This window comes from Persicimonas caeni (assembly GCF_006517175.1).
GTDB classification, from domain to species: domain Bacteria; phylum Myxococcota_A; class Bradymonadia; order Bradymonadales; family Bradymonadaceae; genus Persicimonas; species Persicimonas caeni.
Genome location: NZ_CP041186.1, coordinates 5299516 through 5312409 on the forward strand (window position 1 = coordinate 5299516; position 12894 = coordinate 5312409).

The 12894-nt window shown below is 64.9% G+C and carries 10 protein-coding genes; 9 read left to right on the top strand and 1 reads right to left on the bottom strand.

Going from position 1 to position 12894, the window contains the following annotated elements; translation table 11 throughout:
* The first annotated feature begins 142 nt into the window (after positions 1-142).
* The 3 genes from FIV42_RS19490 (at position 143) to FIV42_RS19500 (ending at position 3618) form a co-directional block, all read left to right on the top strand.
* Complete coding sequence (locus tag FIV42_RS19490) at positions 143-1534, top strand: RHS repeat domain-containing protein (protein ID WP_141199311.1); 1392 nt, start codon at positions 143-145, stop codon at positions 1532-1534.
* A gap of 70 nt (positions 1535-1604) precedes the next feature.
* A complete protein-coding gene (locus FIV42_RS30255) occupies positions 1605-2774 on the top strand; it encodes a hypothetical protein (protein ID WP_168210780.1) in 1170 nt (389 codons plus the stop codon).
* Positions 2764-3618 carry a S1C family serine protease gene (locus FIV42_RS19500; RefSeq protein ID WP_168210781.1) on the top strand — a complete coding sequence of 285 codons (855 nt, stop codon included), beginning with the start codon at positions 2764-2766 and terminating at the stop codon, positions 3616-3618. Before FIV42_RS30255 ends, FIV42_RS19500 begins: the two co-directional genes overlap by 11 nt.
* Before the next feature lie 414 nt (positions 3619-4032).
* Here FIV42_RS19500 and FIV42_RS19505 read toward each other — a convergent pair whose 3' ends face one another.
* A complete protein-coding gene (locus FIV42_RS19505) occupies positions 4033-5655 on the bottom strand; it encodes a tetratricopeptide repeat protein (RefSeq protein ID WP_141199313.1) in 1623 nt (540 codons plus the stop codon).
* A 211-nt stretch (positions 5656-5866) separates the two neighbouring features.
* Here FIV42_RS19505 and FIV42_RS19510 point away from each other — a divergent pair, with 211 nt between their 5' ends.
* From FIV42_RS19510 to FIV42_RS19535, 6 genes are all read left to right on the top strand, one after another.
* Positions 5867-8203, top strand: a complete 2337-nt coding sequence (locus FIV42_RS19510; protein WP_141199314.1) for an acyl-CoA dehydrogenase family protein — start codon at positions 5867-5869, stop codon at positions 8201-8203.
* A 68-nt stretch (positions 8204-8271) separates the two neighbouring features.
* A complete protein-coding gene (locus FIV42_RS19515; RefSeq protein WP_222615269.1) occupies positions 8272-9261 on the top strand; it encodes an MDR/zinc-dependent alcohol dehydrogenase-like family protein in 990 nt (329 codons plus the stop codon).
* Positions 9254-10276: a Gfo/Idh/MocA family protein gene (locus FIV42_RS19520; RefSeq protein WP_141199315.1), complete on the top strand. Its 1023-nt coding sequence runs from the start codon at positions 9254-9256 to the stop codon at positions 10274-10276. The genes FIV42_RS19515 and FIV42_RS19520 overlap by 8 nt, the downstream gene beginning before the upstream one ends.
* A 130-nt stretch (positions 10277-10406) precedes the next feature.
* Positions 10407-10715 (top strand): hypothetical protein, encoded by a 309-nt coding sequence (locus FIV42_RS19525; protein ID WP_141199316.1) that lies wholly within the window; start codon positions 10407-10409, stop codon positions 10713-10715.
* Positions 10716-10726: 11 nt separating this feature from the next.
* Positions 10727-11437: an SDR family oxidoreductase gene (locus FIV42_RS19530; protein ID WP_141199317.1), complete on the top strand. Its 711-nt coding sequence runs from the start codon at positions 10727-10729 to the stop codon at positions 11435-11437.
* Between the two features lie 294 nt (positions 11438-11731).
* Positions 11732-12850: an NAD-dependent epimerase/dehydratase family protein gene (locus FIV42_RS19535; RefSeq protein WP_141199318.1), complete on the top strand. Its 1119-nt coding sequence runs from the start codon at positions 11732-11734 to the stop codon at positions 12848-12850.
* Positions 12851-12894: the final 44 nt, after the last annotated feature.

A 12894-nucleotide genomic window follows, 5' to 3' on the forward strand; every position in this document is an offset into this window, starting at 1 on the left:
GCTCCGCTCGGGGCAAGCCTCGGCTCCGCAGGGGGGCGCGTGCCGCTTGTATGCAAATGAACCATACGCCAGTTCCAATCGCCGTAGTACGTTGCCCTCCTCGTTCTTAGATACAATTTATCGCCTGTAAAAGAGGTGCGAGATGGACGCACGAGTGCTGGTACGTGGAATCGGTTGGAGTCTTCTGGTCCTCGGCATAGGAGCCTGCAGCGGGGTGCCGCTCGAAGGGGAGCCGCTTCGGCCGGGAGACATAGACGGGAGGCCGGACCAACAAGCCGTCTCGGCACAGCAAGCCGAGGGAGCCGAAGCCGCAGCGGAGCAGCCTGCGAAACCTGCCGTCGAGTGGTCTTATACCGAGGTGATCGAGGCCGTCGACACGCGACCGCTGCCGGAAGGGGCAGTCGGCGAGATCAACTGCAAGCCGTTCGAGAAGTTGCCCGATGCCATTGATGTCAGCGAGGTCCGCGAGAAAGCCTGCCAGCAATTGGTGGGAGCGCTCGATCAGCCTGGAAAGCTTGGGGCCGATGCCGTCAAAGGTGAGTTGTTCGAGGCGTCGAAATCGTGCGGCGTCGATGGGCCGATGGGCAGACGGATGACCTGCTGGAGCGCCGAAGGCAAGCGGCTCGCCTCCTTTACCTTCCCCAACGGCATCGCGCCGGAATATGAGATCTACGACTACGACAACACGCCCGACTGGGCCGATGAGAAGAATGTCGCGGTCTCGGAGCTTCGCACGAAACGGGTACGGCCCGGGTCGAACGAAGAGCCGCCCACTCCGTGTAGCCGCACTTTTTACGACGGCAACGTGCGCTACGAGGTGCGCGACACCGATGGCGACGGGCAGATCGATAAAGGGAGTCGACGGCTGCATGGGCCGCTCGGACAATTCGTTCGACGCGACGTACTCGACGCGAACGCCGGCGAGTACAAGCCCAGGTCCATCCGGGAATGGAACGGCACTTCCTTCAAAGAGTACGATATCCGATCGGGTGGGAACAAAGATCTGTATCGAATTGGGCAGTCAGACGGTCGCGGCAATATCACCCGACGGCAGCTCAAGGGGATGCGTAAGTCGGTCCAAGAGATGAAATATGACGACGAAGGCCGCCTCATCTACCAGGCCCAAAAGGACACTCCGGACGAGGAGGGGTGGGACCATGTCCAGACCTGGAAGTACGACGCTCGGGGCCGCCTGTTGAAAGAGACCGAAGAAGACCGCAATGGCCGAAGTGTCCGCACAATCGACTACGGCCCCCACGGACCGGTCTCGGGGGTCTACACCGCCGCAGGCAACCCCCCCGTCCAAGAAGTCTGGGAGTACGACGAGCAGGGCCGCATGCTCTTTAGCGCCGAGGCTGACGGGGCGAAGAAGTTGCGGGTTTTCAGCGTCGTCTGGAACGACGAGGAGAAGACGTATATCGCCCACAAAAAGGTCTTGAGAGGAGACGAGAGCGCCCCCTCCGTCGACACCGTGGACCGCAACCTGACCTCCAACTACGCCTTCGAGCTGTGGTACGGCTGCTTCATCGATTGAGGTGAGCCTGCTTTACTGCTAGATCGGGGGCGTCCCCAGAATTAACGCCCCCGTTTCTCGCGGTGATCTCATGCTGTTACGTCGCTTCTGCACGCTCTGCGCACTCCTGCTGTGCGTTTCCGTGGCCAGCTCGGCCTTCGCTCAACAAGCCGAGCCCGATTCCAACAAACCCGATTCCAACACAGATAAGGCGGTCATGGGCGACGTCGTCCAGGGCTGGGAAGCCACCTTTCTGCCCAGCCGGGTCAACTCGCACGTCGACGACGACGGGTTGAAGTACGTGGTCGTCGCCGCCGGCGAGGCCGACGAGTCGACCGAGGAGGCCGCTGCGGCGCTGGCCGTTGCGCTGCGCGACGGAGAGGCTGCGCTGGTGATGGACGACGCCGCGTTGGGCGAAGTCGCCGGGCTCGACGACGACAAGGTTGTGGCCAAGGCCCAGGGGCTTCCGGTCGACCAGGTCGTAATCGTGCGCGTCTTTCCGGGCGGCGAGGGTAACCCCGACACCGCCGTGGTGACTGTGCGCGACAAGGCCGGCGAGGCCGTGTGGGCCTTGAGCGGCACCTACGGCGAGCCGGTGGAGGCCAAAGAGGCCGAGGGCGGCGGGCTGGGCGTGTCGCGAAATGCCGCCGAGGCGGTCGGTGAGACGGTCGAGTCGGAGGCCGAGGCCGACGAAGAGGCGCGCGAGCAGTATGCCAAGCAGTTTATCTGGTTCCAGGACATGATCGGCGTCAACCAATACGGTGCGGTCGTGTCGAGCTGGTCGAACGCCTATCAGGGCAAGTACCGAAAGCTGCTCGGACCCGAGGAGTTCTACCGTGAAGTCGGCCGGCCGGACCTGGCCGCGGAGTATTCGTCCAATAGCAGCAAGATGGGCTGGGGCATCGCGATGACCACCGTGGGCATTGTCGGTGCTACCGTCGGCGGCTCGTGGTTGCTCGTGGAGGGGATCAGCAGCAACTACGACGCAGATGCCGACACGACCACGCCTCTGCTCGTCACCGTCGGCTCGACGCTCTTGGCGATCGGCGGCTATGTCGTCATGCCCGACAAACTCCACCCCATCGAGCCGAGCGAGGCGCGCGAGCTCGCTGACAAGCACAACCAGAAGCTCAAAGAGGAGCTCGGCCTGTCGAAGGACTACTCGCCGATGCCGCAGGCGTCGCGCAACTCGATCAAATACAATTTCGGTTTCGGGGCTGCCCCCGGAGGAGCTGCAGGTGTTCTGCGCGTTGAATTCTAAGTCGATTCGTCTGCTCACTGCCCTCGCGCTCACGCTCTGCGCCTCCACGGCCTACGCCCAGGACGGCGCCGCAGACGAGGACCCGCTCGCCGCGGTCGAGACCTACCAACAGAAGTTGTTCGAGAAGGTCGCCCCGTCGGTGATCTTCATCAGCCAAGGCAACTCCATCGGCTCGGGCTTCTTCGTCGACGCCCAGGGGCTGGCGCTGACCAACAAGCACGTGGTCGGCGAGGCCAAAGAGGTCAAGGTCGTCCTCCAAGACGGCCGCAAGCTGACCGCCAAGGTCGTCGAGCGCGCCAAAGGCGAGACCGACCTGGCGCTGGTCAAAGTGCCGGTGAAGTCGTCGAAGGCGTTGTCGCTCACCGGCTTCGACGACCTGCGCGTGGGGAGCTGGGTCGGCTCGGTGGGCCACGGCGTGGGCGGCGTGTGGACCTTCACCAAGGGGATGGTCTCCAATATCTACCCCTCCGACAAGTCGCGGCCGATCTTCCAGACCCAGATCCCGCTCAACCCCGGCGCCTCCGGCGGCCCGGTCTTCGACCGCAAGGGCCGCGTGGTCGGGGTGGTCACCGCCGGCATCACCGACTCGAATAGCGTCAACTTCGCCATCCGCAGCGACGTCGCCCTGGGTTCGCTCGACGGGCTCTCCGAGCAGTGTCGCTGCCTGGTGGTCACCGCCCCCGAGGGCGTGCCCGTGTTCGTCAACGGCAAGATGATGGGCAAGGGCCCCGAAGTGCGCGTGCAGTTGTCCGACGGCAAACACGAAGTGTTCGCGGTGATCAAGGGAAAGATGAAGAAGAAGAAGGTCGCCTTTCCGAAGACGAAGGCTGTGGAGTTGGAGTGACGCCGTTGCGGAGCGGGGCCTTGGCCCCTGCGGAGCTCGCCCCGCTGTTTGGGGCGCCCGTGCAGCCCCGCGGCTTGCCGCGGGGTTAACCGTGCGATTTCTGAACTTCTTACAATCGCGATTGTCACGAATCGGCAACACGTCACATTCTGAAAACCAACACATGTGGTCGTTGGGGATCAAACCCCCAAGGCAAGCCTTGGGGCTGCACCGGCGAGGGCTCCGCTCGGGGCAAGCCCCGGCTCCGCAAGAGGGGCTGCACCGGCGAGGGCTCCGCTCGGGGCAAGCCCCGGCTCCGCAAGAGGGGCTGCACCGGCGAGGGCTCCGCTCGGGGCAAGCCCCGGCTCCGCAAGAGGGGCTGCACCGGCGAGGGCTCCGCTCGGGGCGAGCCCCGGCTCCGCAAGAGCGGCCCGCTCAATCCTTCTTCGTCGGGTCAAAGCCCATCTGCTCGATGATGTCCGAGAGCATCTCCTGGGCGAAATCGCTGTACTCCCAATCGTCCGGGGCGAGCTCGAGCGCACGGTGCAGGTCGTGGGCGGCCTCGGCGTGCTGGTCGAGGATATTCCAGACGCCGGCGCGCTTGGCATACGGCATCGGGTTGTACGGGTCGATCTCGATGGCGCGGTTCCAGTCGTCGATGGCGCCGCGGAAGTCCTGGAGCTTCAGGCGCGCCAGGCCGCGGTTGAGGTGGGATTCGAGGTCCTCCTCGTCGAGCTCGATGGCCTTGGAGTAGTCGTCCTTGGCCTTCTCGTAGTTCTCGAGGCCGGCGTAGGCGTTGCCGCGGTTGTAGTAGTGCTCGCCGGCGTACGGCTGCAGCTCGATGGCGCGCGACAGGTGATTGATGGCCTCGTCGTAATACTCGGCGGACAGGAAGATAAAGCCGAGCGCCGACCACGCCTCGGCGTAGTTCTCGTCGATGTCGATCGCCTTTTCGTAGTCGAGGATAGCCTCGCGAACGTCGCCGCGGGCGCGGTGGACCATGGCGCGGTTCGAGTAGGCGATGACCGAGTCAGGGTCGAGCTGGATGGCGCGGTCGAAGTCTTCCTCGGCGCCTTCGAGGTCGTCGAGGGCCACGCGCACGATGCCGCGGTTGGCGAAGACCTCGGGGGCCTCGTCGTCGGCCTCGGCGGCGCGGTCGAAGTCTTCGAGCGCCTGCTCGAATTGCTCGGTGCCGTAGTAGGCCAGCCCGCGGTTGATGAGCGCGGCGACGTGGTCGGGCTCGCGCTGCAGGGCCTCGGTGAAGTCGACGATGGCATCCTGGATATCTTCGTGAGCCCCGCGCGCCACGCCGCGCTGCAGGTAGGCGTCGACCATGTCCGGGTCGAGCTCGAGCGCGGCGTTGCAGTCGGCCATCGCCCCGTGAAGGTCGCCCTCGGCGAAGCGTTTTTCAGCGCGCGCGACGTAGTCTTCGGGGCTGTCGAGCTCCTCGTATTCTTTGTCGTGGGCGTGGTCGTGGTCGTGGCCAGCGCTGTGCATCACCTCTTCGAAGGCCCCCGAGCGCGCGAGTTCGTCGAACTCCTCGACGAATTTGTCGGTGATCTCGGCGTACAGCTTTCGGAACTGCTCCTCGTTGGCGAGGATGGTGGCCACCGACTCCGACAGCGGCTTTTCGAGCTCGCGGCGACCCAACTCGTGGACGCGGTCGACGAGCTTGGCGTGCTTCTCGAAGGTGCTCAGGTGCTCGTCGAGGAAGTCGACGCTGATGTCGTGCGCGTTGTCCTCGCCGAGCTCGTTGTTCTGCTCGAGGCCGCGAATCTCCTCGACGAGCTCGTCGAGCGAGCGATCCTCGCCGACGACCAGGTCGAGGCTCATCGGGCCGATCAGAAAGTAGCGCACGTCGAGCGCCGGAGCGCGCACGAACAGCCACCAGGCCAGCCGGAACATCAGGTCTTCGTGCCCCGACAGCGGCGAGGTGACGTCCTGACGCCAGGCGGTGCTGCGAATCGCCTCGGCGATGGTCCGATCGGCCAGATCACTCTGCTCGCGTAGCTCGGCGAGTTGCGATTCGACGGCTTCCAGTGCTTTTTGCCAGCTCATAAATCGTCCTGAGATTGAGAAACGCGGTGCGCGACCCGCTGTAATAGGTGTGCGCACCGAAGGGCGTCAAGCAAAGTGTGACGTGGCCAGTATACTGTGCATCGTATTGTTGGCGGCATTGCCACGAATCGGCAATGCTTGCACCAACGCAACTCCGCTGCTAATTGCAATGGCACACAAACTTAACAACCCTCACAAACGGACGACGCCGATGGAAACCCCTGTCAGCAAGCCCGAAGCCCGTGCCCTCATCGACCACGAGCAGCTCCTCCCCATTGCGCCGATGGTCTACGTCGCCTGGGCCGACGGCGATTTGACCTCCGACGAGGTGCGACGCATTCGCCAACAGGCCGCCGAGCAAGATTGGCTCGACGAGTCGGCCAAGACGGTGCTGCGCGCGTGGCTCGACCCGGAGGACCCGCCCTCGGCGACCCAGCTCACGCGGCTGTGCAGGGCCATCAACGAGGCTGCCGACGAGCTTGCTGCCGAGCAGCGCCTGTCGCTGGCCGACCTCGGGGTGCGTATCGCCAAGCTCGATGGTCCCGGCGAAGAGCCCGAGTGGATGAACGAGCACGTCCACAAGGCCTTGCTCGACCTCGAAAAGGGGCTGGGCGTGGTCGGTGAGGACGCCACGCACGCGCTGCTGCACGGTCTCGACCGACGCGCGAAGGAGCGCTTTCACGAGGCGCCGGCGCGCTTCGACGTCGAGCAGATGACCCGGCTGCTCGACGGCAACTGGCGCGATACCTGGCAGAAGGTCCGCGAGGTGCTCACCTCCGGTGGGTTCGACTACGCCTACGAGCTTCCCAAAGACGAATACCGCCAGCAGGTCTTCGAGTGGCTCCAGGTGCTCGCCGAGCACGGCATGGGCGAGATGAAGCCGGGGGGCGAAGAGGGCGTGGGCCCGCAGATGGGCCGGTTCATGGCGACCTTCGAGGCGCTGGGGATGTTCGACCTGAGCCTCGTCGTCAAGTTCGGCGTGCAGTTTGGGCTATTCGGCGGGAGCATCTTGTTTTTGGGCACGGAGCGCCATCACGAGGCGTACCTCGAGAAGGTCGGCAGCTTGGAGCTTCCCGGCGGCTTTGCGATGACCGAGCTCGGCCACGGCTCGAACGTGCGCGACCTGCGCACCACGGCGACCTACGACGCCGACACAGGCGAGTTCGTCATTCACACACCCGACGAGTACGCTCGCAAGGAGTGGATCGGAAACGCGGCGGTGCACGCCAAGATGATGACCGTCTTCGCCCAGCTCGAAATCGGCGAGGATTCCTACGGGGTGCACGCCTTCTTGGTGCCCGTGCGCGACGACGACGGCAACACGCTCGAGGGCGTGCGCATCGAGGACTGCGGCCACAAGATGGGCCTCAACGGGGTCGACAACGGGCGTATCTGGTTCGATAAGGTGCGCGTGCCGCGTGAAAACCTGCTCGACCGCTACGCCAGCGTCTCGGCGGAGGGCGAGTACGACAGCCCGATTCCGAGCGCCACCAAGCGCTTCTTTACGATGCTCGGCACGCTCGTCGCCGGGCGCATCAGCGTGGGCGCCGCGGCGCTGACGGCGACGAAGTCCGCGCTCGCCATCGCCACGCGCTACGGCGCGAGGCGGCGACAATTCGGCCCGGCCGGCGAGCCCGAAAAGCCGATCCTCAACTACCGCACCCACAAGCGCCGGCTGATGCCGCGCATCGCCACCGCCTACGGGCTGCACTTTGCCATCGACGGACTGCGCGAGCTGTATATCGAGACGCGCGACCAGGAAGACACCCGTGAGGTCGAGGCGATGGCCGCCGCGCTCAAAGTCTTCAGCACGTGGAACGCCATCGAAGCGGTGCAAGAGGCGCGCGAGTGCTGCGGCGGCATGGGATACCTGAGCGAGAATCGCATCGCGCCCATCCGCAAGGACGTCGATATCTTCGCAACCTTCGAGGGCGACAACACCGTGCTGATGATGCTCGTCGCCCGCAATCACCTGAGTGAGTACAAGCAGCAATTCCAAGACGCCACGCCCTTTACGCTGGCGCGTTATCTGGCCAAGCAGGCGAGCTCGGTGGTCCAGAAGCGAAACCCGTTGGTCACCCGGGACACCGACAAGGCCCACCTTCGAAGCTCGAAGTTCCAGCGTCAGATCTTTCGGGTGCGCGAGAAGGACCTGCTCGGCTCGGTCGCGCGCCGACTCAAGGCGCGGCTCGACGCGGGCAAAGACGCGTTCACCGCGTTCAACGAAGTCCAAGACCACCTGTTGTCGCTGTCGAAAGCGACCGCCGAGCGCATGGTCATGGAGAGCTTCGCCGACCAGATCGACACCCTCGAAGACGGCCCGCTGCACGACGCCCTGTCGCTGCTTCGCGACCTCTACGCCCTCGAGTATATCTACCGCGACATCGGCTGGTTCCTCGAGAACGGCTACATCGAGCCGCCCAAGTCGCGCGCCATCCGCGACCTGCTGAACGAGCTGTGCGAGCAGGCCCGCGAGCAAGCCTTGCCGCTGGTCAACGCCTGGGGGATTCCCGACGAGGTGCTGGCCGCGCCTATAGCCTTTCCTTGACACCACCTGCCTCGCCCCAAGGTTCAACCCCGCAACGACAACAAGAAGAAGATGCGGGAGCGAACCTTATGCCGACGAACGACACTATGAAGGTGGCCGTGCTCGCCGAGCCCGGCCATTTTCGTCTCGAAGAGAAGCCAAAACCCGAGCCTGGTCCCAACCAAGTCCTGTTGGAGTTGGAGGGCTGCGGGGTTTGTGCGTCCAATATCCCGCCCTTCGAGGGCCGGGAGTGGTTCGACTACCCGTTCGAGCCCGGCCAGCCCGGCCACGAGGGCTGGGGTGTGGTCGAGGCCGTGGGCGAGTCGGTGACCGACTTCGAGCCCGGCGACCGCGTCGCCGCGCTCACCTACAACGCTTATGCAACCTATGATTTGGCCGACGCCTCGGCGTGCGTGAAGCTGCCCGAGGAGCTCGACGGGGTGCCGTTTCCCGGCGAGCCGCTCGGATGCGCGATGAATATCTTTCGGCGCTCCGACATCGAGGAGGGGCAGACCGTGGCCATCATCGGCGTCGGATTCTTGGGCTCGCTGATGTGTGCGCTCGCCTCCGACGCTGGAGCGCGGGTCATCGCAATCAGCCGGCGTGAGATCTCGCGGGACTTCGGCGAGCGCTTCGGCGCCTGGAAGACCATCCCGATGGAAGACCACCAGGGGATCATCGACGAGGTCGAGAAGCTGACCGAGGGCGACCTGTGCGACCGGGTCATCGAGTGTGTCGGCAAGCAGTGGCCGCTCGATTTGGCCGCCGAGCTCACCCGCGTGCGCGGCCGGCTCGTCATCGCCGGCTACCACCAGGACGGCGCCCGCCAGGTGGACATGCAGATGTGGAACTGGCGCGGCCTCGACGTGGTCAACGCCCACGAGCGTGACCAGAAGATGTACGTGCAGGGGATGCGCGACGCCGTCGACGCCGTCCAGAACGGCCGTCTCGACCCGACGCCGCTCTTTACCCACGAGTTCGCCCTCGACGAGATGAACGAGGCGCTGCAGGCCGCCAAGGAGCGCCCCGACGGGTTCATGAAAGCGCTCATCAACACCCGGGAGGTGCGCAATGCCTGACCAAAACTCCACGTCGAACGAGAAACCCCAGAATAAGAAACCAAGGATCGGATGCCTGGGCGTCGGCTGGATCGGGCGCCACCGCATGGAGCGGGTCATCGACAGCGGCGCGGCCGAGGTCGTTGCCGTGTGCGACCCGAACAAAGAGGCGATCGACGAGGCCCTGGAGGCCGCGCCGAACGCCGAGGTCGCCGGTTCGCTCGATTGGATGCTCGGCATGGACCTGGACGCGGTGATGATCGCCACGCCCAGTGCCATGCACGCCGAGCAGGCGATCCGGGCGCTCAACGCCGACAAAGCCGTCTTCTGCCAAAAGCCGCTCGCCCGCAATGCCGAGGAGACCCACCGGGTCGTCTCGGCCGCCAAGGAGGTCGACCGGCTGTTGGGCGTCGACTTTTCGTACCGCCACACCGAGGCGATGCAGCAGATCGCGCCGCTCATCGAAAGCGGCGAGCTGGGCGACATCTACGCCGTCGACCTCGTCTTTCACAACGCCTACGGGCCCGACAAGGACTGGTTCTACGACGTCGAGCGTGCCGGCGGAGGTTGCCTCATCGACCTGGGCATTCACCTGGTCGACCTGGCGATGTGGGCGCTCGACTGGCCGGAGGTCACCGGCGTGCAGGGCTGCTGCATGGCCGATGGGAAGCCCCTCGACCCGCAGAGCCCGCAGGTTGAGGACTACGCCACCGCCTGCGTCAACCTGGGCGACTCGGTCGTCGACTTGTCGTGCTCGTGGCGGCTCTCCGCCGGGCGCGACTGCGTCATCGAGGCGGCGTTCTACGGCACCGAAGGCGGCGCAAAGCTGCGAAATGTCGACGGGTCGTTCTACGACTTCGTCGCCGAGCGATACGATGGCACCTCCACCGAGGTGCTGTGTGAGCCACCCGACGCCTGGGGCGGCCGCGCCGCGAGCGCCTGGGCCGAGCAATTGGCCGAGGACGGCAGCTACGATCCGACCATCGAGAAGGCCGTCGAGGTCGCCAAGGTCGTCGACCGTATCTACGGGCGTTGAGTTTCGCTACGAACTGGGAATTGCCAAGCGAGGCGAAGAAGGGCGAATAGCCACCCAGTTGCTAGCCTGTAGCGCTTCCCTACCTTTCGCGTGGGAGTACGAACCGACGACCACGCCAAAGGAGGTCATCATGGCTAGCCATAAGACGAAGGCGACGACCGACCACGACGAGATTCGCCACTGGGCTGAAGAGCGAGACGGACGCCCCGCCACGGTCAAGCACACCTCGCGCGGCGAGTCCGCCGGGCTGCTTCGCTTCAAATTTCCGACCGCAGGGCGGGACGAAAACCTCGAAGAGGTCTCGTGGGACGAGTTCTTCAGCAAATTCGACAACGAAGACCTCGCCATGATTTACCAAGAGGAAACCCAAGGCGGTGACACGAGTCGCTTCTTCAAGTTCGTCTCCAAAGAGACCGCTCGGGAAGCAACGGAGGAGTGAGTTTGGAGGACATGTCCCACAGACGGGCGCTGGTGACGGGTGGCGCCTCCGGCATCGGCCTGGCCGTCGTCGAGCGGCTGCTCGACGCCGGCGCCCGGGTCGCCGCCGTCGACCTTCGCCCGGTGCCCGTCGAGCACCACAACCTGCTCTGCCTCGAAGCCGACATTACCGACGGCGACCAGGTCGATGCGTGCTTCAAGCGTGTCGTCGAGCACTTCGAAGGCCTCGACATTCTGGTGTCGAACGCCGGCATTGGCATCCACGAGCGTCTCGACGAGGGCGACCCGGACAAGTGGCAACGCGTGGTCGAGACGAACCTCGTCGGCGCGATGCGCTGCGTGCGCGCCTTCGTGCCGCTGCTCGATCGCGAAAAGGGGCCGGGCGGGCCGCGCGACGTGGTCATCGTGTCGTCGGTGGCCGACCAGAAGCCGTACAGCTACGGCGGCACCTACGCGGCCAGCAAGGCGGGCCTGAGCGCGATGGCCGAGACGCTTCGGCTCGAGTTGCTCCCCCAGGTGCGCGTGACCACGGTGCGCCCGGGGATGGTCGATACCTCCTTTTTCGAGCATTCCGTGCACGCTTCGTCGCCGACGCCGCAGGAGGTTGGCTTTACGGCGGTACCCGCAGGCGAAGTCGCCGAGGCTATCTTCTTTGCGCTCACCCGGCCGCAGAGCGTGGCCATCAACGAACTGGTGATTCGACCGGCTGACCAACCGTTTTAGCCCGTTGGACCCTCTTGGCCACACGCTGGCCGGGGGCGGTTGGGCTTCTTCTTTGACGGCTTGTCGTGCCGACCTAGGTTTCACCATTACATGGATGTAACAGCAGAAGCCCGAAGCTCCGTCGAGACGGAGCCGAGCCGGCTTCAAGTAGAGCCTCTCTAGGCAGTTGTTGGATGATGGTCCATCCCGTGGCCCGGCCGTCCGGCTGCAGTATGCCTGTGGTGGGGGACAAGCGGTACGCATACGCCGACTCGAGACGTATTCAACACTGACTTGGTTCGCAGGCGCAACGACATGTCCAAACAGATCTTGATCACAGGCGGAGCCGGGTTCATCGGCTCGCACCTCGCCGACGAATTGCTCGACCACGGCCACGCGGTGCGCGTGCTCGACAACTTCAGCGAACAGGTCCATGGGGGGAGACAGCCCGATTATATGGACGAGCGCGTCGAGATCCTCGAGGGCGATGTGCGCGACCGCGCTGCGGTCGAGCAGGCCCTCGAGGGGGTCGATGTGGTCTACCACTTCGCTGCCGCGGTGGGCGTGGGCCAGTCGATGTACGAAATCGAGCAGTACACCTCGGTCAACAACGTGGGCACGGGCGTGTTGCTCGAGGCTCTGATCGACCGGCCTGTAGAGCGGTTGGTGGTCGCCTCGAGCATGAGCCTTTACGGCGAAGGACTCTACAAGAGCCCGGGCGGCACGGTGCGCCAAGACGTGAGCCGAAGCGCCGACCAACTCGCCGAGGGGCAGTGGGAGTTGCACGATGAGGAGGGCCGCAAGCTCGAGCCCATTCCCACGCCCGAAGACAAGCAGCCGGCGCTGGCCTCCATCTACGCGCTGTCGAAGTACGACCAAGAGCAGATGTGCCTGATGATCGGCAAGGCCTACGACATCGAGGCGGTCGCGCTTCGCTTCTTCAACGTCTACGGACCTCGCCAGGCGCTGTCGAACCCCTACACCGGGGTGTTGGCCATTTTCGGGTCGCGCTATCTCAACGACAAGCCACCGCTGATCTTCGAAGACGGCCTCCAGCGCCGCGATTTCGTGCACGTCTCCGACGTCGTCCGCGGGTGTCGCCTGGCCATGGAGCGCGACGAGGCGGTCGGCGAGGTCTTCAACATCGGCAGCGGCGAGTCGTTCACCGTGCGCCAGGTCGCCGACGAGATGGGCCGGGCGATGGGCAAAGAGCATCTCGAGCCCAAGGTCACCGGGGAGTATCGCGTGGGCGACATCCGACACTGCTTTGCCGACATCTCCAAGGCGCGCGAGCAGTTGGGCTACGAGCCGCAAATGAGCTTCGAGCGCGGCCTCGACGAACTCGCCGAGTGGATGACCCGCCAGACCGCCGAGGACCACGTCGACCAGATGCACGAAGAGTTGTCGGCGCGCGGCCTGACGGTCGGACGCTAAGAAGCCGTACCGAATATGCGACGAGAATTGACCCGCGCGCGGCC